Origin of the sequence: Phormidium tenue FACHB-1050, assembly GCF_014696925.1 — a bacterium.
In the GTDB taxonomy this organism is placed as follows: Bacteria; Cyanobacteriota; Cyanobacteriia; order Pseudanabaenales; family Pseudanabaenaceae; genus Pseudanabaena.
The window spans coordinates 48,927-73,077 of the sequence record NZ_JACJQY010000023.1; the positions used below are offsets into that span (position 1 = coordinate 48,927).

Below are 24,151 nucleotides of genomic sequence, written 5' to 3' on the forward strand. Positions count from 1 at the left end.
AACATGTTTAATCTAGCAACCATGCAAACAAGTCTTTCACCGTAAGTTGTAAACTATTCGCAAAATCGGGGACAGGAAGAACTGCATCTGGGTCATCAAATACTGCGATTTCCTGTTTTTGTTGATAGACAAATACAGTTTTTTCCTCTGGATCAATTAGCCAACCCATTTGGGTGACCTGTTTTAGGCAATGCAGAATATTTTTGGTTATTTTAGTTTGGCTTTGATCGGGTGAGAGAATTTCGATTGTCCAATCTGGCGCGATCGCACAGGTATTCGCAATTTCACCATTAGCCTCACGGGGAATTCTCTCCCACTGAAACACCGTAATGTCAGGCACTGTCGAACGTCCGCCAGTTACAAGAGAGATTGTGCTACGCACAATCTCTCTTATTTGTCTTTTGCAGAGGCGATCGCCTCAATTAAAGCTTTAGCTTCGACTGCTCCTTCTGATTTTTGGAATTGCCAAGGGTAGGGCATTTTACCGCTTAAAATCATGCGAATACCGAGTGGGAAAATGCTTAGTAATCCTTTTAAATCTCGGAAGTTATCGCCAACAACTCGCACCCCAAATTTACTTTCATCGATCCAACCGTCTTCTTTGACTAATTCCACCATTGTGTGACGATGACGTTGAGCAGTGGATTCTGGTAGATCGGTATTAGCAAGAATTTCATGCTTAATTTGGGAAATCCGATCTAGGGGTTGCACTTCCACTGGGCAGACTTCATTGCAGTTATAGCAGCGCGTGCAGTCCCAGACAAAACCTGATTCATTATATTTGGCGACTCTCTCCTCCGTCTGATCATCGCGGTTGTCTGCCATAACTCGATATGCCTTTGCTAAAGCATGGGGACCTACAAAGCGATCGCTTACAGCCGCCGCATTACATTCGGAATAGCAAGAACCGCAAAGGATGCAGTTAGCAGCAGCTTGAAGTTTAGCGCGTTGTTCAGGGGATTGCAGAAATTCGGTTTTGCTAATTTTTCGTGATGAAGTGGAGACATAGGGATCGACTTTGTGGAGGTTATCCCAAAACTTAGCCATGTCTACGATTAAGTCCTTAATCACAGGCAGATTTTGCATCGGTTCGATCACCAGTTCCATATCATGATCTCCCATTACTTCGCTGATATGCTTCTGACAAGCTAAGCCTGATCGCCCATTAATTCGCATCGAGCAAGATCCACAAATAGCATTACGACAATTACGCCGAAAACTAACGGAGCCATCCTGTTCGCTTTGAATCTTGATTAATGCATCTAATACTGTTGTGCGATCGGGGTCGGCTTCGATTTGAAAGGTTTGATAGGTGGGTTCGCTAGTGCGCGATGTTTGGCGGCGAAGCTTGACGGTAATATTCATGGGTGATATTGGCGATCGGGCTTTGTGCATTAAGTTTAACTTTAACGCAATGTTTGATTGATGGAGAGATCGCTTTAATCGCGACGTTTTACTGAAGATCAAGTTTTTAGCTGATATAATTCGCAGTAATCGAGTAAATAATGTGAAAAACTCGTTGAATCAGTATGGCTTCTAACTCCAGCATTAAATTTACGATCGCTTTTAACGATCCTGACCTTGACTCAGAGGAACTAGATGAACAGGCGCAACGCCTTGTATCTGAGTTAAAGCAAATGGATGAAGTCGATGAGGTAAATCGCGTAATTGACCCAAATCCGCCAGAGGGTAATAAATCAATGGGTGGGGTTTTGGTGGGTTTGCTGACGGCTGAGGTGAGTACATCTAATGCGAAAAAGCTTTTGGGTTTTCTAGGCGATCGCCTTGGTGGTAAGGCGATCGAGTTTTCGGTTGAGGGCAATGGTAAGAAGTTGTCGGTGAAGGCAAATAGCCGTGAAGAATTAGAATTTGCGATTAAGGCGGCTCAAGACTTTTTGGAGTAGGTAACTCTAATTTAGGCAGAAAGTCATGGCTAAGGTTGCATTGTTGATTGGGGTTAGTGAGTATGAGGTTGGGTTAAATCCTTTACCTGCGGCAGTGAAGGATGTTGTGGCTTTTGAGCGCATCCTCAAAGACTCAGAGATGGGTGACTTTGATGAGGTGAAGATTTTAACTAACCCTGAGCCTCAAACAATGCAATATGAAATTGAGTCTTTATTCTCAGGGCGTAGCAAGGATGATTTTGTGCTGCTGTTCTTTTCTGGACATGGGATTAAGGATGCTAACTACAATCTATACTTTGCTACCTGTATTACCAAAAAATCAGCAAATGGCGATTTGATTCGATCCACGGCTGTTCCTGCAAGGTTTGTGCATGAGGTGATGAATAACAGCCGTGCGAAGCGACAAGTGATTATTTTAGACTGTTGTTATAGTGGCGCTTTCGATCCAAATTTGCTGTCTAAGGATGATGGATCTGTTGATTTGCAGGGACAGTTAGGGGCTGAAGGTCGGGTGGTGTTGACTTCCTCTAGTTCTACGCAATATTCCTTTGAGCAGCAAGGTTCAGATCTATCGCTTTATACTCGTTATTTGATTGAGGGCATCGAGACGGGGGCGGGCGATCGCGATGAGGATGGTAGAGTCTCAGTGCGAGAGTTGCATGATTATGCAACGAGTAAGGTTCAGGAAACTGCACCTACTATGACCCCAAAGTTAATCACGCTCAAAGATATGGGCTTTGATTTAGTGTTAGCGAAGGCAAAAGTCACCGATCCTAAGCTAAGATACCGTAGACAAGTTGAGAAATATAGTAGTCGTGGTGCTATTTCTTCGATTGGGCGGACTATTCTCGACAGGCTTCAAATTCAGTTAGGGTTATCGGCAGCAATTGCTAAAGCGATTGAAATTGAGGTTTTACGTCCGTATCAAGAGCGATTGGACAATTTACAGCGCTATCAACAAGCATTTGAAGAAGCTGTTAAAAATGAATATCCATTAAGCAGTTATGTTAAGTCTGAGTTAGAAGATTTATTAGAAATCTTGGGTTTAAGGCGCGAAGATATAGACTCAGTTGAACAAGAGATTATTACTGATTTTCAGGCTGCACGTGAGGAATATCAGCAAAATCTAGAACGACAAAGGCTTGCGGAGCTAGAACGACAAAGGCAACGTGATGCTGAACGAGAAAAGCTCAATGCTGAAGCCAAACTTCAATCTGCACGAGAAGCTGAACAACAAAGACAAGAACGGCAAAATATACAGTCAAGGACAGAAAGACCAAATTCTCCTAAATTGCCTTTTCGTTTATCTAGAAGGAATTTTATGCTAGTCGCTGGCTTTTTGGGAGTAAGTGCTGTAGCTTTTACTGCTATTCGGGGCAATACCTCAGTATCTCCTAGTGCCTCAGTATCTCCTAGTACCTCAGTATCTCTTAGCGACTTAGTATCTCCTAGTACCTCAGTATCCCCTAGAGCCTCAGTATCTCCTAGCGCTAATCCCTCGACAAGTCCAACTATATCCACTACTACGAAGGCAAACCCTCTAAGCCTTGATAATCTCGCTGGTGAGTACAAAGCTTTTTTAGATCCCAAAGTTTTGGCGGACGCTGAAAAAGATGGCGTTAAGTCAGTTACTGGTATATGGAAGATTAAACCTGAAGGCACTTTTGAAGTTACCCTCAAAGCAGTCTCTACTAAAGACGAAGTGAAAGAAATAAAAACCAGTGGCAAAATTACGATCAGAGATGGCAAAGTTGTCTCTCAAGTCGAGACTGTTAACGGAGAGAAGCCACCTCAAGCTGTACCAGAACAAACATATACTTTGTCTGTTGATGGCAAAGAATTGCAAGCTGACGGTCAGCCTTTTAAGTTGGTCAAACAATAATTCTCTTCGCCACTCTTTGTGACCATTGGAATTTAGATATGGTCTATATCCCTAGCGACAAATTCACAACGGGTTCGTAGAAAAAGTCAATGAATCTCAATCTCAGTATTGATAAATCGCATTGTAGAATAAACTATTGTCAAATTACAGCTATTTTTCGATCCACTTTTACAAGAAATAGCCGACTTCATTGATTTTGTCATCCACAAACATCAAACTCAAATAAAAGCCATGCGATATAATGACATCGTAGTATAGGTAAATAACTATGCAAGCAAACACAATTCAATCCGATGCGAAATCCGAACAAAGAATACTAGAAAAAATCCGCAAGCTTCCATTCGATAAAATTGTTGAATTAGAAAACTTTATCGACCTTCTCTATCAACGCCCAAACCCTTCTCAAGCCCTAGTAACCACATCCGCTAAACTCTCAGAAGCTAGTTTTGCCAAAGTATGGGACAACCCCGAAGATGCCGCCTATGACAACCTATAGCTTTGGTGATGTGCTTTTACTCCCATTTCCATTTACCGAACAAGCAAACACAAGCTAATCGTTGAGAAACAACAATGAAAACTATAGGATTAGATCGAATCATCATTAAATCAGATGTCTGTCTTGGACAGCCTACCATAAGAGGACTGAGGATTACCGTAGCCTTTGTCCTTAAACTATTAGCCAGCAACCTATCCGTTCCAGAAATTTTAGAATCCTATCCTGAGCTAGAACTTGAAGACATTCGACAAGTACTCCACTATGAAGCTTAAAATAGAAATATTGCCAAAGGAGAAGATACAATGACAGTCATAAATGCAAAACCCTCTTTGAAGACAGTCTACGAACAAGACTACCTAATGTGGTTGGAAATGACTAGCGAACAACTCCGCACAGGGAAACTAGAAAACTTAGACATTGAGAACCTTTTAGAAGAAATTGAAGCAATGGCGCGAAAAGAAAAAGTCGCTTTAGAAAGTAACTTAGAAATTTTATTGATGCACTTACTCAAATATCAATATCAAGTCAATAAACGCACTTCAAGTTGGCGATATACCATTGACGAACATCGTAGCCGCATTGTCAAAGCCATAAAAGTAAGCCCTAGCCTAAAACCATACCTAAAACAAGTCTTTGATGACTGTTATCAAGAAGGTCGCAGAAAAGCCGCCATTGAAACAGAATTAAATATCTCTACTTTCCCAATGCGATCGCCTTTTAGCCAAGAAGAGACTCTAAATCCCGATTTTTTACCTGAATAAATTAAACTCTCATCATTGGCTCAGGCTTTTTGTTTTATCGGATTAGCGATCAGGATAGCTTTGCGATTATCCAAGTTTAATGTTTTTGTAATTAAGTGATTGTGAAAAACTGCTCAACAGTTACTATTGGACAGGTAAACCTATCAACAAGACAGAGCAAATCGCGATCGCCTGTTACTAGATAATCAGCATTCCCAACCATTGCCAAAACTAGAAAAGGTTCATCAAAAGGATCGCGACATTCAGGAATAGTGGGTAATTGTTCTGGCAACAACACCGTGTCGCAAAACGGCAAATAATCCGCTAATAAATCCTCTTGTTCTACCTTTGTCAATTTGAACTTCGGATAAGAAAGCACCCTGATTAGTTCCGTAATTGTTGCTTTGGAAACCAATGGAATAAGGCGATCGCTCTGCCATGCTAGACGTAATCTTGCTGTACTTCCACCAAATACCAACGCTGATAATACTAAATTAGTATCAATTACTACTCTTAGCTGATCGCTCATCCCTTACGCGCCCAAGCTACAGCATCCGCAATATCCTGTTCGCTTAAATCCAAAGCAGCAAGCTTAGAACGTACTGCATCAGCACGCTGAATCTTTACAGGCGTAAGAATAATTTGCCCACCTTCCACCTTCACATCAAAGTATTCTGAGTTTCCAATTGCCTTAGTAATACTTTTAGGAAGAGTAAGCTGATTTTTGGAGGTTAACTTAGCCAGCATAGTAAATTACCTATGTTTGCAAAAGGTAGAATGTAAGATTTCATTACTTTAGCATGATCTTACTTGTGCTTGGACTGTAAAGCATCTTTTAGCCCAAAAGAGACTCTAAATCCTATTTTTTACCTGAATAAGTCAAAGTAAGAGTTTTCAAAATACAAAACGGCTACGTCGTTTTGTATTTTGGGATCAGTCCTACAGAGCTTTGAGCTCAACCCCAAACAAGAGATTTTTTGAAAGTGTTGCGAAGCAACACTTTCAAAAAATCTCTTGTGATGCATAGGACTATTTCAAGATTTGCTCATCCGTGGAGAAATCAATATCGGCGTGCTGACGATTAGAAGGAATATAGTCATACTCAAACGATGTTTTCAAGCCAGACAAGAGATCGTACTTAGGATTCCAGTTTAGATCTTGCTGGGCTTTGGTGACGGTCGCAAAGAAATGCTGCAAGCGGAAGGGGAAAGCTTTCTTTTTGCCAAAGTCAAAATCTTTGGGATTGTAATAAACAAAGTTGAGTTGACTCGGATCTTTACCTGCGGCGATCGCGCATTGTTTGGCAAGTCCGATAAAAGTCACATAGCGGGTATCGGAAATATTGTATATTTCGCCGATTGCCTTTTGATTACCCAAAACTGCTGCCATCGCGGAAGCGAGATCTTCGACATGACCAAGTTGAGTAATAAACTTGCCATTCCCTGGAATCGGAATCGGGCGATCGCGCACAATTCGATCAAAAAACCAAGCTTCTACATCGTTATAGTTTTGTGGTCCATATATATAAGTAGGACGAATGGAAGTATAGGGAAATCCCGACTCAGTACGAACCTTTTGCAAATATGCCTCAGTATCCAACTTGCCCTTATGTCGGCTTTTCGGATCAGTGGCATCGGCTTCGTGATAGGGCAGAATATCGCTATCGAGATATACACCTGCGGAACTCATGTACACAAAGTGCTGAAGGCGATCGCGAAAGATTTCGACAAGGGGCTGGGTGTCACTCAGTTCCCGACCATTGTTATCAAAAATCGCATCGAAGGATTCACCACCAAGCTTGTCTTGCAATTGCTGTGAATCAGTGCGATCGCCAATAATTGTTCTCAGTCCAGCAACGGGTGATGGCTTTTTACCACGATTAAATAGAGTTACTTCATGTCCCTGAGACACCAATAATTTGACTAACGACACACCAATAAATCTTGTGCCGCCCATTACTAAAATTTTCATTTTTAACTAATTTTAATTGCATTTACTAAGTAGCTAGGTAAAACCAAAATCTGTACCGCCCGCTTCGCGGGCGGTACAGATTTTGGTTTTGTTTTTTAACTATATCTAGCTACTTAATCTCAGAATATATCGTTTTGCGCTGTAGATTCCGCGATGACGCTAGTATTAAATGGTGCTGTTTGTATTGCTAATCTAAGTAAGTAATTGGAATTATGCGGCGACTGATTGGAATTTTTGTAATTGGGATGTTGAGCTTTTTCCTTGCTACTGCAACAGGCGCTCAAAACTTTGTTCCCCCCACACAACTACATCTCACCTATCCCCCTCTACAACATAAAACCACCAGCGATCGCCTATTTTTTATTGGTACGGCTCCCAAAGATGGCAAGGTCAGTATTAATGGCAATGCCATCGAACGTAGTGATGCTGGACATTTTGCCCCAAGTTTGCCGCTTGCTTTTGGAGAAAACAAGTTTGAGATCAAGTATGTCGATGCAACAGGCGATCGCCGTAATGAACGCCAGATCAATGTCAAGGTCTTACGAGAGTCCCGTATCACCTTACCTCCTAAGGGTATTGGTTTTATCCAAGAATCTCTATTTCCCACTGTCGATATTGCGCGACAACCCAATGAAAGAATCTGCTTCGATGCGATCGCCACACCCAACGCCACGGCTCTAGTCAGAATCGGCGATCGCGAAATTCCCTTATTACCTCGTCGCCGCAATATCCAATTACCGCCGAATTCTTCAGTATTAACAGGCAATAACGAAGCGACTAGCGAATCGCCTTCAGGATATTTTCGCGGCTGTACTACCTTTGAAACTGCCAGTAAACTCGGTCAACCTGAGTATGAAATGCGGATCAAGGATCAATCTGGCGATCGCGTGGTCAAGCAAAAAGCTACAGGTAAAGTGGAGATTCTCTCTGCTCAAAATATTCAAGTTGCCGAAGTAACCGCGATCGCGGCGGATGCTAGAACTGGTGCAAGTACTGATTTCTCACGACTTACGCCTTTACCTAAAGGAGTCAAAGCTGTAGTCACAGGGCTTCAAGGCGATTGGCTAAGGCTTGACTATGGTGGCTGGGTACGCAAGAGTATGACAAAGCTCCATCCAGCCGAGACTCCGCCCCCTTCAATTGTGAGAAGCATTAATACTAAACGAGTTGTCAATAAAGCTAATCAAAAAGACAATCTTAATAATGCATGGACAGAAGTAACAATTCCCCTAGAAGTGCCAGTCCCAATTGCCATTAACCAAGGCGATCGCGTATTGACGCTGACACTCTATAATGTGACGGCTCAAACTGATACGATTTTGATCGATCCAGAATCGATTATTAATAAGTTAGACTGGGCACAAACTGAACCCAATAAAGTTACCTATACGATTAGTCTTAAACCCAAGCAGCAATGGGGATATAAAGTTCGCTACCAAGGTACAAACCTGATTTTATCCCTAAAGCATCCACCGATTCTTACATCTAATACATCAGTCAATTCTCAACCACTTCAAGGTGTGAAGATTCTGGTTGACGCAGGACATGGAAGCTCTGAAGACTTAGGAGCGCGAGGTCCCACAGGCTACCCCGAAAAAGATGTCACACTGATCACATCAAAACTATTCCAAACTGAGCTACAAAATCGTGGTGCTATTGTTATTATGACCCGCACTGATGATTCAGATGTTCTTTTAGAACCAAGGGTCGATAAAATTAATCAAGAAGAACCAACTCTAGCGATTAGTATTCATTACAATGCTTTACCTGATAATGGGGATGCAATTAATACGTCAGGGGTGGCAAGCTTTTGGTACAATCCACAAGCGCAAGATTTTGCCAAATTTATTAATACCTATGTCGTTAAAAATCTGAATCGGGCTGATTATGGAGTTTACTGGAACAATCTTGCTCTCGTCCGTCCCACCGTTGCTCCATCCGTCCTTTTGGAATTAGGTTTTATGATCAATCCTGTCGAGTTTGAATGGATAATCGATCCACAACAGCAAAAGCTACTTGCTAAGACCCTTGCCGATGGCGTTACCGAATGGATTCTGAATGCTGCTAAGTGATCCCAACCAATTTTGGTCTATCTTCCATTTTGGCGAACTGATCAATGCTTATATCCCACTGATGGTATGGACAGGTGTTGGCTTGCTAGCATCTAGATTTGCACCGATTAATACCTCCAAATTTATGGGGATAACTCTGTATTGGGTGGGAGTGCCATTGCAACTATTTGTCCTTGCTAGACATACCCAATTTTCGGATACTCCCTACATTCCCTATGTGGCGATCGCCACGCTGATTCTCAGTTGGCTATTGGCTTTAGTCGGTTGGCAGTTTGCAAAACAGGAAGATAGCGATCGCTCTAGTTTGGGTAGCTTTATTTTGGCGACGATGCTGGGCAATACAGGATTTGTGGGCTTGACGCTGACAACTTCTCTGGCTAGTTCTATCTATGCAGATTGGGCAGTACTATACAGTATTGCCAGTAATGTCGCTGGTAACTATGGAATTGCAGTTTTTATTGCCAGCTACTTTGGTAAGAGCGATGTGAAGCCACCTTGGTGGAAGTTATTGCTGGATGTCGTTACTGTGCCAAGTCTATGGGCTTTTGCGATCGGTTGGTATACGCGCCCGATCGGTTTACCTGATGCGATCGAGTCGAGTCTGGATTTAGGGGTATGGGTAACGATCGCCTTTGCGTTGTCTCTAGTGGGATTACGATTAGGCAAAATCGAGAAGTGGGACAGCCTGAAACCTGCGGCGATCGCTGCTTTTTTGCGTGTGGGAATTGTGCCTTTAGCGATCGGGTTGGGAGCGACAATGTTTGGGCTGCGCCATGATCCGCGACTAATTCTTACTTTGATGTCGGGTACGCCCACGGGTTTGTCGGTGCTAATTCTTGCGGAAGTTTACAACCTTGATCGCGATTTACTAATTAGCACGATCGCCTTCTCTTTTATCGGACTAATTTTTATGCTGCCGATCTGGATCGTATTTTTTGGCTAAAGAATAATTGCTCAACCTAGAGCACAATCACACATAGGTATTAAGAACGGGAGGGAATGCTAATTAGAGCCAATGATTTGCTGATTGCGGCGCATGGCTTAGCTTTGAATTCAACTGTTATTACGGCAAATGTGTGTGAGTTTTCGCGCGTGCCAAATTTGCTTATGGAAAATTGGCTGGTTTAAAATAAACTATACAAGTCGCGATTGGAGATGTTAAAAATCTCTTCACTTTATATCGTTGTTAGCCATCAAGTTTAGACAGAAGATCTTGAAATGTCTCACATCTTCTCTGAAGCCACTCAATTGAGAAACCTTTTTGTCGCAATATGCTCAAATAAGCCGCAGTATATGGTTGACTACCTTTAAAGACACTAATCAACTCTTCAGAGCATTTGATTATTTCTTGATAAGCCTGCCTTTCTGGGTAGGTTGGATCAGCAATTTTTTTCATTGCTTCATTGAGTTCTGTAATCATTGTGTTAGTAATTCTGCGTATCTTTTTTCGTTCGTCAACTAACTGATCTCGCTCATTAAGCTTAAAAAGCTTGATACACATCCTTCCCCGAAGACTTTCATCCACAGCATACATAATCCCAGTATTTGGATCAACAGATAAATGGTGCTCTGGATTATCCTCTTCTAATTCGCTGATTGGATTAATCAGTAGGGGTTTTTCGTTGGCTTCTTCGTTAGGAACTTGAGCATGTTGTCCAACAACGGGGAAGAGTGTGCTTTTAGGCTGATTACATATTGCACAAGAAGGAAGGAGATTTCGCCAATCGTAGGCTAACCAGTAATAGCCAAGATGTGGGTTTCCTGTATCAATTCCATTCTCATCCTTGAAATTAATCACTTTGCCCTTCTCATCTTTAACTCCTGCTTTGGGACGAAAGTGCTCAACTTGAATATATTGAGTGTCGGCAATCGGGCTTTCACAATAGGCACAGCGACCATAAAATGGCGCGTCTCTACTAACAAAATAGCTCTTTTTAATACTATCCCTCTTGTATAGATTCTCGTTAACTATTGGTTTTTCACCTCTGGCAACTGAATCTATTGCCTTTTTGGTTTCTTCTTGGCAGTCACGAATCCATTTTTTCCAGATGTCACTATCTGGTTCTTGAACGAATATCTTCCTCACCTCTAAGCCCCCTGATTAGAAAGCTGTTGTAAGTGTTTGGTGATCTCTAGCTCTAGCAATTCAGGAGTAATATCGCTTGCTGTTTTCTCAATAGCTGATTCCACTTCTCTCCTGACGAGTCTTTCTGTAGCATTTTCACCATCTTGAAGGCTTTCTTGCAACTTTTCTCGTAATTCCTGTAATTCGTCGTCTTCTTTTTCTGTTAGATCAGTATGACCAAGTAGTTCAGAGTAGCGATCAATATCAGTCAAACTACCCTGATTGCGGCTGGTAAATAAACCAAAAGCCTCTGAAGTCAGTACCTGATCAGCGCGTTTGCCATATAGTTCTTCTTTGTCGATCAGCTTAGCTTGAACTCCATTCTCAGGGCTACGATCTAGTTTTACTAGAAGACCAGTATCAATATCAGCAACTCCCGAAGCTGCTAATGGTGTATGTGTGGAGGCAATAATTTGAGTATTAGGGAACATTTCATGCAAACGTTGCACAAAGTAACGCTGCCAGAGAGGATGTAAATGCTGTTCAATTTCATCAATGAGTAGAATACCGCCAATATTACCGTTTTCCGTTAGTCGATTGGCATGAACTGCCCAGCCAATAAAATCTAGCAACCATTGGCTAGTGCTGCGATAGCCATCACTGAGGGCGGCAAGGGGCTGTCTACCCCAAGGACCATCGACTTCGATACCGCGATCGCTGTAATGAAACTGATATTCGGCATGGTCATCAAGCATTAGTACTTTGAGTAATTGTTGCTCGATTTGCTTGCGAACTTCTTCACTGCGTCGCCGTAAAACTACTTCTGGATCTTGGAAAGAGACTTGGGAGGTAAACAAGGATTGCACAGCGTCAAGAGTGCTATAGCCTTCATGGTTTGTATAAGTTTGGGTAGTACGATTGGCTCCGTAACCACATACAAAAATATCTGACCACAGAAAATCAATTTCTGGCTCAATTTTTTGAGTAAGAGTTTCACTTTTCTCTGACTGCTTCGTAATCGTAGTTGTAATCGTATAAGTGTTTGTTTGGTTATTTGAGTCTAGATTTTGCAAGGATCGATTATCTGGACTTTGTTGACGGGCGATCGCTATTAACTCGTCAAGCTTGTCCTCAGTATTTGCTCGCTCAATCATTTCAACGATCTGTTCAGAAAGACTAGGATATGGTGAGGGTTGACCTAATTCTTCTGGTAAAGCATTTTTGAGAGCTTTAAGTTTAGAGATAGTTGGAAAGGCGCTTAGTAATGCTCGGTGTATTTGTTGCGATCTTAAAAGTGGTATTTGTGATGCATCTTTGTTACACAACACTATCTTGATATAGCCTTCATCTGCTCCATCTCTTACCAAATCTCCAGAAAGAAATGACTTTAAAGCAGCCGCATCACTTTGATCGCATAGTCCGAGGGCAATGCTTCTAAGCAAAGTAGTTTTGCCTGCGGCATTTTCACCTAAAATCATAAACCAATCGGAAAGTTTATCACCTTCAGTAAAGCTTATTTTCAAACCCTCAAAACATCTAATGTTTTCAATTTCAATTTCTGCAATAACTAAGTTTCTCCAAGAATACTCTGGCTTATCATTTCCTAAAGTTTTTGATGTTGGCAACACAATATCTTCTAATTCACGAATAGCTTTTTTAAATTTATCTATTCGTGTAATTATAGGATGCGGAAAGAACCAATCTCTTTTGTTATCACGATATTGTAAAAGTAAACCTATTTTTAAAGCTATAAATCCATTGTTACCTTCTGGTAGAGATTTATTATAGAATGATTTAGCAAGGTCTTGACAAAATTTCTCCGATATACTGTCAACTCCAAAATAAATTTGCAGTTGTTCGATTGCATAACTAACGTCTAACGCATTAATTTTTTTTCTACTTCTTCCAATTGCAGATAGACAAGCTTGACGTGTCAACATCATTAAATGAGTTAAATTACCTCCACTAGATAGAATTAGATTATATATAAATTGCTGTGAATCAAACAAAGCATCAATATTAATTCGTTGGCTTAAGACATCAGTAAACTTTTTGATTGACAATTCATTTATCTCTAGATCAACTTGTAAATCATTGAATTTATAAATATTTGATAGTGGGACAAGAAAAGATTTTTGATAATTTCTATTCAGCATTTGCAAATGAGTTAGATAGTAAATAGGTGCAGTATAGATTACATTACAATTAAGCTCAAAAAGCTTACTCACCTCATCCTTAAAGAGAAATTTACTATCTTCTATATGGCAACGATCCAGATTGTCAAATATAAAAAGAATTCCTTTACAAGTGTTTTGTGAGTCCTGAATTAACTGATTTATGTTTTTTAAAAATAATTCAAACAAGCACTTAAATTCTTTTTCATGATTGATAAATGACCCTCTACATGTTGGATCATTGTAATATTTACCGTTCCTAAAAGAACGTATAAATCTATCAACAGTTCCAACCTTGTTTATTTCAAGTAAAAGCCCCATTAAAATCAATGAAAAATCTGTTGATAAGTTTATATCTTTGAGATTTCTATCTTGTGCTATAGATTTTATCAATAAGATTTTTTCATCAGTCGCTAATTTGTTCAACGATGGCTCTACAGTAAGATCAACAATCTTGACAAGTGTAGATTCAAATTCTTTAATAATACTCTCATCAATATTGATTTCATGCTTGTGCAAGTGATCATTCAAATAAAACAAGGCAAGTAAATAAATATCAATATAATCAATATTGTTAATATTTAATATATTGTCAAATTCAATATAAATTACATGATAGTCAGTACACCAATTTTTAATCAGCAAATTTAATTGCGTAGTCTTGCCACAACCACGATGCCCCGCCAGAAAAAAAGTCTTGTGTTCTCCCAATTCCTGCACAAATAGAGAAGCCCCGATCGCTTTTACTGCATCAAAATCATCTTCATCCAATAGAGGCTCATAATATTTTTCAAAATCTTCTCCGCTTAAAGGCTTTGGCTCACACACACGGTAAGCTTCGCGCAAATCAGTTGCAGGTTGTGATGGAGAAGATGACATAGCTTTACTTGTTTAGATCTAAATTTTGGCGATTAAACCTATTGTAAAGTTTTTGGCTAACAATTACACAGCCAAAAGATTTGACGGCATTTATAATAACACTCTCGACAGCAAATCAACTTTACACAGACTGCTGTTCAGACCACCAATATAGATCTGGCTAAGCTGATCCAAAACAAGATTATCAACGCGATTGCGAAGATAGGAGATCTGACTCCTGCTGTCTCTAGATGGGGGTATCGTTATCGATGATTTTCTCAGTCAGACAGGAAAAGAAACTTTTAGAGGTAAAAACTATATCTTGCAAAGGAATGAAGATGGCGATATCGCTAACGATCTAGGGGGAAATGTTCTAAGTACTTACAAAGGACAAGTTACTCATCATCCCCAGAAATTGAAGACAAAATATTCAAAATTTCGATAGAGCTAATGTCCTCTCATACGCAATATGCTCATTAAAATAAAAACGCCGACATTTCCCCTAATAACCTAGACCTGTAAAGACACAGATCCCCAACTTAATTCTAAGCAAGCAAAGACAATTAGCAAACTCACCAAAAAAGTCGGGGACTTAACCTGTGCTTTTTAAGTTATCTTGCGCCTAGGCACTTAACTTTTTCTGGTTTATCTTGCTATATGATCGATGATGTCAGTCATATAGCAAATATGGCGATCGCATCTCACCATTTCACAGCAAGCATGAAGTATCAAGCCCGTATATTTGTTACCCTACGTCCCTCTGTTCTCGACCCCGCAGGTACTGCTGTCCAGTCTGCACTCAAACAAATGGACTACCACGTTGACTCAGTTCGCATTGGCAAATATGTCGAAATCACCCTAGATGCAGCAGATGAAGCCGAAGCATCTCAACAGCTAAATGAAACCTGCGATAAGCTTTTGGCAAACCCAGTAATTGAAAATTATCGCTTTGAGCTAACTGTCATTGAGGAAGCAAAAGTATGAAATTTGGCATCCTTGTCTTCCCTGGTTCCAACTGCGATCGCGATGTTGCTAGTGTTACCAGTGGCATTTTGAAACAGCCTACAAGACTAATTTGGCATACAGATACCGACATTAGTGACTGCGATGTAATCGTTGTCCCTGGCGGATTTAGCTATGGTGATTATTTGCGCTGTGGAGCGATCGCGAGATTTGCACCCGTGATGCGATCGCTACAGGAACATGCCGCAAAGGGCAAATATGTACTCGGTATCTGTAATGGGTTTCAGATTTTAACCGAATCTGGATTATTGCCAGGAGCTTTAGTTCGCAATCGAGATTTGCATTTTATTTGCGATCGCGCCCCTCTAAGAGTTGAGCGCAATGATTTAGCCTTCACTAAGAAATATCAAAAACAGCAAGTTATTACCTTACCAATTGCTCATGGGGAAGGATGTTATTTCGCGGATGCTGATATCCTCAAAGAGCTTGAAGATAACAATCAGGTTGTTTTCCGTTACTGTGATGCGATCGGCAATATTACTAACGATGCAAATCCCAATGGCTCACTGGACAATATTGCAGGGATTTGCAACAAACAAGGTAATGTAATTGGGATGATGCCCCATCCAGAACGTGCTGCCGAAAGCATTCTGGGCGGCACTGATGGCAAGGCTCTATTTGAAGGATTAGTTGAGAGTTTATTAGTCAATGCCTAGCCTGTATCTAATTCGGCATGGCATTGCCGAAGAGCGCGGAAATTACGAAGATGATCGGCAACGTCCTCTCACTGAAGAGGGGCGCAAAAAAACTAAGCAGGTTGCCAAACGTCTCTATGACTTAGGTTTGCGTTTTGACCTGCTGCAAACTAGTCCTTTAGTTCGCGCTCAACAGACCTCTGATATCTTCGCTAATGTTTTTGAAGGATGTCCTGTACAGCAATTATCGGAACTTGCTCCTGAGGGAAGTTTTGAGGATTGGCTTAAACGGGTAGCAGCTTGGCTCGCCCAACATCCACAACCTGCCAGATCTTCATTGGGAATTATTGGGCATGAGCCTGATCTCACTACTTGGGCAGAAATGTTGATCTGGGGAGAATCTAAGGGTGCATTAGTTTTAAAAAAAGCTGGGATTATTGGGTTAGTGCTACCTGAAACACAGCCTTGGTCTAGTAATGGAGTTCTATTTCTATCCATTCCTCCCAAGTTGCTAATTTAAAATGACCATTTGCGGCGTGCGAAGCACACCGCAAATGGCTATATCGAAAAGACGTTAGTTTAAGAGTTCTCATTTTGCCTAAGGCAAAATGAGAACCTATATGCTCAGGCTCAGGAAACAATTCCTTTTTGGTAGATTTCCGTCAGTTCCCGTAAAAAGTTAAGACTCTGTCTCCCAGTCATCGAGATGGGTGAAAAGGTATCTGTACTTGAATATTTTAAGATAATATCGCGGACTTCTGCTTGAGTGCCTAGCTGGACAACTTTCATTGACCAAAGTGCGAAATCTCGATGTTCAATTTCCGAGAAATCAATCAATTCAGCATTGACATGGCGCTTATCTAGGAGAATGCGATTATAGGTTTGGCTAATTACGCGGCGACTGCCCTCTAATACCTGCAAAAACATTGAATCACCGAAACTCAACATTCCTGTAATCCCAACTTTTTTATTGTTGCGCTCAGACTTCTCCAAAATCTCCACTAGGTCGGGATATTCAAGTCCTGCAACAGCCTGACTAACATAGATTAAGCGATAGAGAGCCATAAGTTGATACTTGTCATAATGTATAAGTAGCTGGGTGCAATTAAATATAAAATCCAAAAACCTGTGGCACTCAATGTGCGTCACAGGTTTTTGCTATGGATGTTAATTATGCCTAGCTACCTATCTATAAGATTACCAAAAATCAGCACATACTGATTTATAAGTAGCTAAGGTAACCTTAAAACCCAAAGAGCGTAACGCACGCTCTGCGTGCGTTACGCTCTTTGGGTTCTTAGCTACTGAGCTAGAGAAGTTTTTAAATCAGCTTTCCTTATTTCTTAATCCATACAGATACAGAACCCCCATTGCTACGAAACTCAGCCCAACCTTCATCATTGGTGGTTACAGTCTCATCGTCATGCTCAGTAATATCGATATAGGTACTATTTGGATGTCCAATATTCATCCATTTTCGTCCATCATCACCATTACTTAGCACTACCGCCATTCCACCAGAATGCTCATCATCGCCCAATCTTGTCCAACCAATCGTATTTGGATGATCAAAATAGTTAAGCTGATCGCCATAGCAGTAAGTTTGCCGAACTAAAAGGAACTTATCCAGTAACCATTGGTGGCTATCCATCCAAATTTCGTACTCATTGCCATCTTTCCCAAAATCTTTGTAATGTGCACCGTAGTAATCACCATAAAAAATACAAGGATATCCTTCACGGCGCAACAAAATTAGTGCATAGGCGAGGGGCTTAAACCAAGACTCAACGATGGATTCTAATGACTGCAATGGTTGAGAGTCATGGTTTTCTACCAAGGTAACGGCAAGGGTTGGTTGCTCTTTGACCAAGGTGTTCTCAAAAATTTGGCTGAGATCATAATCTTTGCCAGCTTGACTAGCGAGATGGAAATTTAGGTGCAAGGGTGCATCGAATAAATCAACTGTGCCTTCGGTAACCTCAATGAAATGATGTAAAGCCTCTACTTCGTAAGACCAATATTCTCCTACAGCAAATAAATCCCGTTTGGCATGATGGCGCACATGCCCTAGCCATTCTTGAAAGAATTCTGCGGAAACATGCTTGACCGCATCAAATCGGAAGCCATCCACATGGGTGGTTTCGTAAATCCACTCTCCCCAATATTTGAGTTCTCCTTGCACCTCGGAATTTTGCATGTCGAGGTCACAGCCCATTAAGTAATCAAAGTTCCCTTTTTCAAGATCAACATTTTGGTCAAAGGATTTGCCCTTGAGTAGATAGATAGCATCTTCACCTTCGTTGTAAACGTTGTAGTCGATCGCATCAAAATGCCACCAATGCCATTCCATTGTGGAATATCTGCCTTTGCGACCTTCAAAGGTAAAGTGAGTCCAAGCCTTGATCTTTTGATATTCACCGATCGCTTGATTGCGATTTTCCATGCTAAATGGTGTTGCTTCTACTTCTTCTGTCTGATCGGCTCCAAGTTTGTGGTTAAACACTACATCGGCATAGATTTGAATTCCTGCTTTCTGGGCGGCTTTAATGGCACGAATATATTCGTCTTTAGTGCCGTATTTGGTTCTGATGGAACCCTTTTGGTCAAATTCCCCAAGGTCAAACAAGTCATAAATGCCATAGCCCACATCCATTCCCCCACCTGTGCCTTTATAAGCAGGTGGCAGCCAAAGGGAAGTAATGCCAATTTTTGCTAATTCCTCGGCTTTCTCAGCTACTTGATTCCATAGGCTTCCATCATCTGGCAAGTACCAATGAAAGTACTGCATCATTACACCATTCTGGTCAGGCATTGTTACATTCTCGGTGTCAAAGTTAAAAAACAAACTAAAAGCAAGAATTTCTTGCTTTATTGCGAGAGCCTCTAGGCAATAAAGCCTTTGGGAACACGCCTAAATAACGCATTAAGGAAATCTAGACTATTTTAGCAATTTAAAATTTCACCCTATAGAAACAAGGGGTTTTAATCATCTGTCTTCAAAAGTATTCAAACAAATCAAACATCAAAAAGTCAATCAAACTCTTTATCCCAAATCGACTCTTTTATAGTGGCAATAACGTTTTACGCTTACTCTGATTGTGTTTTAACTAGGCATAAGATCGCTATATATTCTAGCTAAATACTATTTGTTACATTTTATTTCGTAATTCATCAAGCCATTCATTTCATTCCATAAATCAATCAATACTAATCGCCTTTTGTCATCATCAAGCGCGATCGCTAACTGAGCCTTGTAGATAAAAATAATCGCCTCAAAAGTCAGAAGGTGAGTTAGGTAGAGATAGGCGATCGCGTCCCTATTATCGAGTTAGGCTATAATTGATGGCAAATTTCCTGTCCTAAAATTTATTATGTCTCCATCTAAAGTTGAAGAACGTCTATCAAAACTTGAAGCTGAAGTTACCCAATTAAAGCTATCTTTGGTGAATAGTGCAAATACTGTTAAGCCTTGGTGGGAGAATATTGTGGGCGTATTTGCTGATGATCCTAGTTTTGAAGAAGCGATCGCGATCGGCAGAGAATATCGTCAATCTTATAAAGATTTATTTGAGCCATCTGAGGTCGAATAATGTATCTTTTGGACACTGATCATCTGAGTATTATTGAGCGTGGTGGGGAGATTGCTCAAAGGATTATAAGTAGGCTTTCTATACTTTCCCCTGAAGATATTAATGTTACGGTGGTTACTTACGAGGAGCAAACTCGTGGTTGGTTAGGATATATCGCTAAGGCGCGTAACTTGGAGGAACAAATCATTGCCTATCGTAAGCTAGAAAAACATATTGCAACTTTTTCAAAGCTTAAGGTGATTGGATTTGATGGTGAATCAGCAGCTGTTTTTAAGCAACTTCGCGCTGAATATCCGAGATTGGGAACGATGGATCTAAAGATTGCGGCGATCGCTATTTCTAAAGGCGCAACTCTGTTAACTCGCAATCTATCTGATTTTGAAAATATTGCTAATTTGCAAGTGGAAGATTGGACAAGTTAGGTGATCGCCTTTTGTCATCATCAAGCGCGATCGCTAACAGAGCCTTGTAGAAAAAATAATCGCCTCAAATATTGAAAGGTTTGGAAGGCAAAAATAGGCGATTCCAGAACAAACTAAAATATTCATAAATGACAAATTCTGGTACACTACACAAACGGTGATCAAACTTGTATTTTCTATCAAAATATCAGAGAAGTTAAACATTCATGCCTCGTCTCATTCCTGTAAAAATGATTCCTAGTTCCTTATGGAGTAAAGACATTTTGCGATTACCACCACAGCTAGTTTCATGCTGGGAAATGCTTTTGGATAAGTATCATTTGAGAGATAGAGCAATGACAGAAGCTCCAGAAGGGTTTGAAGGTGGGATGAGTAAACAAGATACAGATAATCATTTAGCTTGGCGGTTTACAGGTTCTTCAGCAAGAGTAATGCTAACAATGCTAGATCCTAAAGAGGATCTGCAACAAATTCCAGACACATTTGCTCGTATATTTTCTGGTAATAGAGTATTTTTAGCGGACTTACCATGTGGTTCTGGAGCAGCATCAATAAGTATTCTTTCAGTCTTTTGTGAATTGAGAAAGCTAGGCAAAATCCCCAGAATGCCCTTGCACATAATAATTGTTGGTGGCGAAATTTCAGAATATGCCCAAACTTATGCTAGGGAATCTCTCAGTACTCTAATAAATGACTTGGAAGATCAAGCCATAACAATCGAGTTTGATATAATCGACTGGGATGTATGTGATAAATTTTCAAATACTGACCTAATACAGCAACTGACATTAAAAAGTCAGAACTGTTCAGGAAAGCTTTTGATGCTTGCAAATTTTTCTGGTTTTCTAGAGAGAGAAAAGAAATGGAAAGATGCTCAAGGTCAGTTTGATGAACTGTTTCGATACAGCAGAGGTAATAATAGTATTGCTCTTTGGATAGAACCAGAAAAAAATAATGTGATAAAAGAAGGTGGATTTTTCTCTCGCTTACTTCAATGGTTTGAAAAACAATTTTCTAAAATTATTGGGAAGAAGCAAAAAATTGAATGCTCATCAGTTAAAGTTAGTCATCCCCTTGGTAAAGGTGAATTTAGAACTAATTTAGCTGTAATTAGATTTGATCTTCCTTTAAGGAGTAAAGTATGAGACCAGAACTACTAGCAGTTAGAGCTATTAACCAGTATCGCCGTCGTGACGTATTGGCTTATCTTGGTTTGCGTTATTATTTAGAGAACGATTGTGCAAAGAATGATGTGTGGGCTAGAGATATCTCAACGCATCTTGTTAAGACTCAGGACTCGCCTATTTATTATCGTTCTTCTCATTTCAAGGAAATGAATGAGAATGGAGTTGGTCATAGAAATATTTATTTACCGGGACCAAATGAAATTCTTGCTGAATCAGCATTACTGGATGACTGCTCAAAAGAGTTATCATTTCAGTCACTGGAATGTGTTTATAGCTATCGATTTTCAGACCAGTCTAGTAAGGAAGGAATATTTAAAAATTATTTTCCAGGATTCCAACAGCGTAATAAGTCAATAGCAAGCATTTGCGATAGTTTAGGCAGTGCAGGCACAAAAGTCCTATACACGGATATAAAAAAGTTCTACCCTAGCATAAGGTATGAACTAGCTCTAGATGCTTGGAAATCAGCTTGCAAAAAATCCAAAATCTCCAATCAATCCAATGAACTTGGAGAAAAATTATTAACGCAATATGCTGAGACAGCTAGAAAACACAATGAAGGGCTAGGTATACTAACAGGACCAATGTTTAGTCATTTAATTGCTAACTTAATCCTTTCTAAAGTTGATCAACAAATGACTGCGTATACGCAAAATAGATATTGGCGATATGTTGATGACTTTGTGCTAGTTGGTAGTCCTGATCAAATAAGAGATAGCAGAAAACTTCTTAGTTCAATATTGAATGACATAGGATTCTCATTACATGATGAAGTTAAAGACTTTGAAGTTGAGTCAAATTCATGGCTTGAAACAGCTAAAAATACAGACAATTCAAAAGGTAAAATTTGGACTAATTTAGTTATAAATATTAAGCGATTTTTAACCACCAAACCAGCAGAATTATCTTTTCTCAAGCAAGCTTTTTTAGATAAAGGAATTAATATTCCATTGATTGACTACTCAAGTGCAGTAGCCGAATCTTCATTTCTTGAAAATTTTTCTGACTTGCTAACCAAATATTCTTGGTTAATAAATTCAGTACGTGTACTGAGTGTTAATAGATTAGTAAATGATGCTATTAAAGTTAGAAAAATTTATCATGAAGAAATAAAGCGTCTTTTAAACATAGATCCTAATATTGAATGTTATGCCAGAAAACAGTTAATATCACAACTTCGCTTTTATGCAATGCGATTAAGCTATCTGGCAACACCAGATATCCTCGTATCAGTAAGCTCTGCTCTCTCTAATTATCCAGAGTTGTACTTGCACGCAAAAGTTATGGATGCAATTTATTCTCAAGATGTTTCTTCATTGATTAAGCTTGGTAATAATGCTGTGCAAGCAGCTGCTCAAATACTTCGTACCCAAGTTAGAGAAGTTACTTGTTCTTTTTACCCCTCTACTGAAGTTGAACTTCAAGGCTTAGCAATTTTGAGGCTTAATGATATTAATGTAAAGTTTTCAAAAAACTTAAATGATCAACCCGTAATTAACGATCCTGTGAATCAGTTTGCACTAGGTACAAATCCAGCAGCGTTAATGAAATCCAGTGATCTATTTATTAAAGAAATTGCCTGTCTTCGAGGCATTACGGAAACGTCAAGACATAAATATTTTCTTGACAGCGCTTTCGATAGAGATGAGCATCTCAGTTTTGACATAATAGAGCAATTGCAATCATCCAGCTATTTCTAGATTTTAATTTTGAAAACAGAAATTTAATGAACATTTTAATTCTTGACACTGAAACCACTGGGCTTAACCCTAAAAATGACCATTTACTAGAAATAGCTGCGATATTATGGTCTGTAGAGTATCGCTTCATACTCATGCAGGTTAGTACGTTAATTTGCTATGAGCAATCAATTAATAATCCTGCTTACCCCATTAACGGGATACCTCCTGAAGTACTTAATTTAAACTTTAACTATAAGCAGGGATTAACAACTATTAATCAAATGGCGTTATCTGCGACCTACATCTGCGCTCACAATGCCAAATTTGACAAGTCATTTTGCAAAAATGTAGTGGGTCTTGATCTTCCAATGGAAAACTGGATAGATACTCAAGATATTATTTATCCTAAATCTCAATACTGTAAAAGTACAAGCTTAAATAGTTTAGCTATTGCTCATGGTATACCAATAGTTGATTCTCATCGCGCTCTAGATGATTGTAAGGTTTTAACTAAACTACTATCCTTAGTACCAGATCTCGAAGAACAGCTATCAAAAGCAAATCGCCCAAAAGTTTTAGTGAGAAGTCTAGAAGAAAGACCAGGTACATTGAGTAGACAATATGGATTTCGATGGAACTCTGTAATTCCATCAGCATGGTCAAAATATATGCCAGAAGAAGATATTAAATTATTGCCTTTTAAAGCGGTAAAAATTTCATCAGAGTCTCTTACATCTGATGAAATTAGAATTTGAGATGTCCTAATGGAGCATTCATACTTATAGCAAAAAATATGGCTGAAACCGTTACTTTACAAATACCAGAAGCATTGTATGAACGCCTAGCGATCGCGGCTGGAGCAACACAGCGATCGCTAGAAGACATAATTTTACAAGCCTTACAAATTGGCAGTCCGCCAACATGGAAAGACGTACCCGAAGAATTTCAAACCGACCTTGCCAGCTTAGATCGACTTGATGACGATTCACTATGGCAAATTGCTCGTAGCCAAAAAACACAGTTAGAAATGGAACGCTACGAATTCCTATTGTCAAAACAACAAGATGCAGCACTTACTGATTCTGAAAGACTGGAATTAGATAACCTGCGTAAAGATAGCGATCGCTTCATGTTACGCAAATCTCAATCTGCCGCAATCCTAAAATGGCGCGGACATAACGTGTCCAGACTAGCAGGGTAGATTTTGTGTCAGGCTATATTTCTCAAAATCTGCGATCGCAAATAGAATCAATTGACCGTAAGCGTTGGTTTACGATTGGTTGGCATCCACCAGATTGAAATAATTGATTTTATAGCCTACAAGGGATAAGCTTGGTTTTATACCCTAAAAAGGATAAAAGCACCAGACCATACTAATCCACTCCTCCAAAGAACTAGCTAAATACTCACCCTGATTAACCAAAGTGGACAAAACCTGCGACCTTTCAAG

Annotated in this window: 25 protein-coding genes; 16 read left to right on the forward strand and 9 right to left on the reverse strand. The window is 39.9% G+C overall.

Annotated features, from left to right (window positions below):
- Positions 1-7: 7 nt before the first annotated feature.
- Entirely contained in the window at positions 8-394 is a 387-nt protein-coding gene (locus H6G05_RS14600; protein WP_190578901.1) for a Uma2 family endonuclease, read from the reverse strand.
- Entirely contained in the window at positions 391-1,365 is a 975-nt protein-coding gene (locus H6G05_RS14605; RefSeq protein WP_190578900.1) for a succinate dehydrogenase/fumarate reductase iron-sulfur subunit, read from the reverse strand. The genes H6G05_RS14600 and H6G05_RS14605 overlap by 4 nt, the downstream gene beginning before the upstream one ends.
- 164 nt (positions 1,366-1,529) lie before the next feature.
- Here H6G05_RS14605 and H6G05_RS14610 point away from each other — a divergent pair, with 164 nt between their 5' ends.
- The 5 genes from H6G05_RS14610 to H6G05_RS14630 all read left to right on the forward strand — a co-directional run bounded on the left by H6G05_RS14610 (position 1,530) and on the right by H6G05_RS14630 (position 5,043).
- A complete protein-coding gene (locus tag H6G05_RS14610) occupies positions 1,530-1,904 on the forward strand; it encodes a hypothetical protein (protein ID WP_190578871.1) in 375 nt (124 codons plus the stop codon).
- A 25-nt stretch (positions 1,905-1,929) separates the two neighbouring features.
- Positions 1,930-3,786, forward strand: a complete 1,857-nt coding sequence (locus H6G05_RS14615) for a caspase family protein (protein ID WP_190578872.1) — start codon at positions 1,930-1,932, stop codon at positions 3,784-3,786.
- A 268-nt stretch (positions 3,787-4,054) separates the two neighbouring features.
- Positions 4,055-4,282, forward strand: coding sequence for a toxin-antitoxin system, antitoxin component, Xre family protein (locus H6G05_RS14620; RefSeq protein ID WP_190578873.1), 228 nt, complete (start codon positions 4,055-4,057; stop codon positions 4,280-4,282).
- Positions 4,283-4,356: 74 nt separating this feature from the next.
- Positions 4,357-4,554, forward strand: coding sequence for a DUF433 domain-containing protein (locus H6G05_RS14625; protein ID WP_190578874.1), 198 nt, complete (start codon positions 4,357-4,359; stop codon positions 4,552-4,554).
- Positions 4,555-4,584: 30 nt separating this feature from the next.
- Positions 4,585-5,043, forward strand: a complete 459-nt coding sequence (locus tag H6G05_RS14630) for a DUF29 domain-containing protein (RefSeq protein ID WP_190578875.1) — start codon at positions 4,585-4,587, stop codon at positions 5,041-5,043.
- A 91-nt stretch (positions 5,044-5,134) separates the two neighbouring features.
- On the opposite strand, the gene H6G05_RS14635 is transcribed toward H6G05_RS14630, so the two are convergent.
- The 3 genes from H6G05_RS14635 to H6G05_RS14645 form a co-directional block, all read right to left on the reverse strand.
- Positions 5,135-5,551, reverse strand: a complete 417-nt coding sequence (locus tag H6G05_RS14635; RefSeq protein WP_190578876.1) for a putative toxin-antitoxin system toxin component, PIN family — start codon at positions 5,549-5,551, stop codon at positions 5,135-5,137.
- Positions 5,548-5,769: an AbrB/MazE/SpoVT family DNA-binding domain-containing protein gene (locus tag H6G05_RS14640; RefSeq protein ID WP_190578877.1), complete on the reverse strand. Its 222-nt coding sequence runs from the start codon at positions 5,767-5,769 to the stop codon at positions 5,548-5,550. Before H6G05_RS14640 ends, H6G05_RS14635 begins: the two co-directional genes overlap by 4 nt.
- A gap of 282 nt (positions 5,770-6,051) precedes the next feature.
- On the reverse strand, positions 6,052-6,993 hold the full coding sequence (locus H6G05_RS14645) for an NAD-dependent epimerase/dehydratase family protein (protein WP_190578878.1): 942 nt from the start codon (positions 6,991-6,993) through the stop codon (positions 6,052-6,054).
- A 212-nt stretch (positions 6,994-7,205) separates the two neighbouring features.
- Here H6G05_RS14645 and H6G05_RS14650 point away from each other — a divergent pair, with 212 nt between their 5' ends.
- The gene (locus H6G05_RS14650; protein ID WP_190578879.1) at positions 7,206-9,065 is read left to right on the forward strand and encodes an N-acetylmuramoyl-L-alanine amidase; all 1,860 of its coding nucleotides are present in this window, start codon (positions 7,206-7,208) and stop codon (positions 9,063-9,065) included.
- A complete protein-coding gene (locus H6G05_RS14655; RefSeq protein ID WP_190578880.1) occupies positions 9,052-10,008 on the forward strand; it encodes an AEC family transporter in 957 nt (318 codons plus the stop codon). The genes H6G05_RS14650 and H6G05_RS14655 overlap by 14 nt, the downstream gene beginning before the upstream one ends.
- A gap of 243 nt (positions 10,009-10,251) precedes the next feature.
- Here H6G05_RS14655 and H6G05_RS14660 read toward each other — a convergent pair whose 3' ends face one another.
- Together H6G05_RS14660 and H6G05_RS14665 are read right to left on the reverse strand one after the other, a co-directional pair.
- Positions 10,252-11,151 carry an HNH endonuclease family protein gene (locus tag H6G05_RS14660; RefSeq protein WP_190578881.1) on the reverse strand — a complete coding sequence of 300 codons (900 nt, stop codon included), beginning with the start codon at positions 11,149-11,151 and terminating at the stop codon, positions 10,252-10,254.
- Between the two features lie 2 nt (positions 11,152-11,153).
- Entirely contained in the window at positions 11,154-14,024 is a 2,871-nt protein-coding gene (locus H6G05_RS14665) for an AAA family ATPase (protein ID WP_190578882.1), read from the reverse strand.
- Positions 14,025-14,882: 858 nt separating this feature from the next.
- Here H6G05_RS14665 and purS point away from each other — a divergent pair.
- Genes purS through sixA form a run of 3 tightly spaced genes read left to right on the forward strand, consistent with a single transcriptional unit; the run spans position 14,883 to position 16,340 of the window.
- Complete coding sequence (purS, locus tag H6G05_RS14670; RefSeq protein WP_190578902.1) at positions 14,883-15,146, forward strand: phosphoribosylformylglycinamidine synthase subunit PurS; 264 nt, start codon at positions 14,883-14,885, stop codon at positions 15,144-15,146.
- Positions 15,143-15,841, forward strand: coding sequence for a phosphoribosylformylglycinamidine synthase subunit PurQ (purQ, locus tag H6G05_RS14675; RefSeq protein WP_190578883.1), 699 nt, complete (start codon positions 15,143-15,145; stop codon positions 15,839-15,841). The genes purS and purQ overlap by 4 nt, the downstream gene beginning before the upstream one ends.
- The gene (sixA, locus tag H6G05_RS14680; protein ID WP_190578884.1) at positions 15,834-16,340 is read left to right on the forward strand and encodes a phosphohistidine phosphatase SixA; all 507 of its coding nucleotides are present in this window, start codon (positions 15,834-15,836) and stop codon (positions 16,338-16,340) included. The genes purQ and sixA overlap by 8 nt, the downstream gene beginning before the upstream one ends.
- 110 nt (positions 16,341-16,450) lie before the next feature.
- Here the strand turns inward: sixA and H6G05_RS14685 are convergent, their stop codons facing one another.
- Both H6G05_RS14685 and H6G05_RS14690 read right to left on the reverse strand, forming a co-directional pair.
- A complete protein-coding gene (locus H6G05_RS14685; RefSeq protein WP_190578885.1) occupies positions 16,451-16,885 on the reverse strand; it encodes a BLUF domain-containing protein in 435 nt (144 codons plus the stop codon).
- Positions 16,886-17,156: 271 nt separating this feature from the next.
- On the reverse strand, positions 17,157-18,632 hold the full coding sequence (locus H6G05_RS14690; protein WP_190578886.1) for an alpha-amylase: 1,476 nt from the start codon (positions 18,630-18,632) through the stop codon (positions 17,157-17,159).
- Positions 18,633-19,191: 559 nt separating this feature from the next.
- On the opposite strand from H6G05_RS14690, the gene H6G05_RS14695 reads away from it, so the two are divergent.
- The 6 genes from H6G05_RS14695 to H6G05_RS14720 all read left to right on the forward strand — a co-directional run bounded on the left by H6G05_RS14695 (position 19,192) and on the right by H6G05_RS14720 (position 23,902).
- Positions 19,192-19,410 (forward strand): hypothetical protein, encoded by a 219-nt coding sequence (locus tag H6G05_RS14695; RefSeq protein WP_190578887.1) that lies wholly within the window; start codon positions 19,192-19,194, stop codon positions 19,408-19,410.
- The gene (locus H6G05_RS14700) at positions 19,410-19,832 is read left to right on the forward strand and encodes a type II toxin-antitoxin system VapC family toxin (RefSeq protein WP_190578888.1); all 423 of its coding nucleotides are present in this window, start codon (positions 19,410-19,412) and stop codon (positions 19,830-19,832) included. The genes H6G05_RS14695 and H6G05_RS14700 overlap by 1 nt, the downstream gene beginning before the upstream one ends.
- A gap of 335 nt (positions 19,833-20,167) precedes the next feature.
- Positions 20,168-20,977, forward strand: a complete 810-nt coding sequence (locus H6G05_RS14705) for a hypothetical protein (RefSeq protein ID WP_190578889.1) — start codon at positions 20,168-20,170, stop codon at positions 20,975-20,977.
- The gene (locus H6G05_RS14710) at positions 20,974-22,719 is read left to right on the forward strand and encodes an RNA-directed DNA polymerase (RefSeq protein ID WP_190578890.1); all 1,746 of its coding nucleotides are present in this window, start codon (positions 20,974-20,976) and stop codon (positions 22,717-22,719) included. The genes H6G05_RS14705 and H6G05_RS14710 overlap by 4 nt, the downstream gene beginning before the upstream one ends.
- A 26-nt stretch (positions 22,720-22,745) precedes the next feature.
- Positions 22,746-23,456 carry a 3'-5' exonuclease gene (locus tag H6G05_RS14715; protein ID WP_190578891.1) on the forward strand — a complete coding sequence of 237 codons (711 nt, stop codon included), beginning with the start codon at positions 22,746-22,748 and terminating at the stop codon, positions 23,454-23,456.
- A 38-nt stretch (positions 23,457-23,494) separates the two neighbouring features.
- Positions 23,495-23,902, forward strand: coding sequence for a hypothetical protein (locus H6G05_RS14720; protein ID WP_190578892.1), 408 nt, complete (start codon positions 23,495-23,497; stop codon positions 23,900-23,902).
- The last annotated feature ends 249 nt before the right edge of the window (positions 23,903-24,151 follow it).

What these genes read in the sequence shown, in the direction of transcription:
- H6G05_RS14625 (WP_190578874.1), top strand. Translation starts at nt 4,357, where the DNA reads ATGAAAACTATAGGATTAGATCGAATCATCATTAAATCAGATGTCTGT.
- sixA (WP_190578884.1), top strand. Translation starts at nt 15,834, where the DNA reads ATGCCTAGCCTGTATCTAATTCGGCATGGCATTGCCGAAGAGCGCGGA.
- H6G05_RS14650 (WP_190578879.1), top strand. Translation starts at nt 7,206, where the DNA reads ATGCGGCGACTGATTGGAATTTTTGTAATTGGGATGTTGAGCTTTTTC.
- H6G05_RS14695 (WP_190578887.1), top strand. Translation starts at nt 19,192, where the DNA reads ATGTCTCCATCTAAAGTTGAAGAACGTCTATCAAAACTTGAAGCTGAA.
- H6G05_RS14635 (WP_190578876.1), bottom strand. Translation starts at nt 5,551, where the DNA reads ATGAGCGATCAGCTAAGAGTAGTAATTGATACTAATTTAGTATTATCA.
- H6G05_RS14630 (WP_190578875.1), top strand. Translation starts at nt 4,585, where the DNA reads ATGACAGTCATAAATGCAAAACCCTCTTTGAAGACAGTCTACGAACAA.
- H6G05_RS14655 (WP_190578880.1), top strand. Translation starts at nt 9,052, where the DNA reads ATGCTGCTAAGTGATCCCAACCAATTTTGGTCTATCTTCCATTTTGGC.
- H6G05_RS14620 (WP_190578873.1), top strand. Translation starts at nt 4,055, where the DNA reads ATGCAAGCAAACACAATTCAATCCGATGCGAAATCCGAACAAAGAATA.
- H6G05_RS14715 (WP_190578891.1), top strand. Translation starts at nt 22,746, where the DNA reads ATGAACATTTTAATTCTTGACACTGAAACCACTGGGCTTAACCCTAAA.
- H6G05_RS14640 (WP_190578877.1), bottom strand. Translation starts at nt 5,769, where the DNA reads ATGCTGGCTAAGTTAACCTCCAAAAATCAGCTTACTCTTCCTAAAAGT.
- H6G05_RS14605 (WP_190578900.1), bottom strand. Translation starts at nt 1,365, where the DNA reads ATGAATATTACCGTCAAGCTTCGCCGCCAAACATCGCGCACTAGCGAA.
- H6G05_RS14615 (WP_190578872.1), top strand. Translation starts at nt 1,930, where the DNA reads ATGGCTAAGGTTGCATTGTTGATTGGGGTTAGTGAGTATGAGGTTGGG.
- H6G05_RS14685 (WP_190578885.1), bottom strand. Translation starts at nt 16,885, where the DNA reads ATGGCTCTCTATCGCTTAATCTATGTTAGTCAGGCTGTTGCAGGACTT.
- H6G05_RS14610 (WP_190578871.1), top strand. Translation starts at nt 1,530, where the DNA reads ATGGCTTCTAACTCCAGCATTAAATTTACGATCGCTTTTAACGATCCT.
- H6G05_RS14710 (WP_190578890.1), top strand. Translation starts at nt 20,974, where the DNA reads ATGAGACCAGAACTACTAGCAGTTAGAGCTATTAACCAGTATCGCCGT.
- H6G05_RS14645 (WP_190578878.1), bottom strand. Translation starts at nt 6,993, where the DNA reads ATGAAAATTTTAGTAATGGGCGGCACAAGATTTATTGGTGTGTCGTTA.
- purS (WP_190578902.1), top strand. Translation starts at nt 14,883, where the DNA reads ATGAAGTATCAAGCCCGTATATTTGTTACCCTACGTCCCTCTGTTCTC.
- H6G05_RS14690 (WP_190578886.1), bottom strand. Translation starts at nt 18,632, where the DNA reads ATGCCTGACCAGAATGGTGTAATGATGCAGTACTTTCATTGGTACTTG.
- H6G05_RS14700 (WP_190578888.1), top strand. Translation starts at nt 19,410, where the DNA reads ATGTATCTTTTGGACACTGATCATCTGAGTATTATTGAGCGTGGTGGG.
- purQ (WP_190578883.1), top strand. Translation starts at nt 15,143, where the DNA reads ATGAAATTTGGCATCCTTGTCTTCCCTGGTTCCAACTGCGATCGCGAT.
- H6G05_RS14705 (WP_190578889.1), top strand. Translation starts at nt 20,168, where the DNA reads ATGACAGAAGCTCCAGAAGGGTTTGAAGGTGGGATGAGTAAACAAGAT.
- H6G05_RS14720 (WP_190578892.1), top strand. Translation starts at nt 23,495, where the DNA reads ATGGCTGAAACCGTTACTTTACAAATACCAGAAGCATTGTATGAACGC.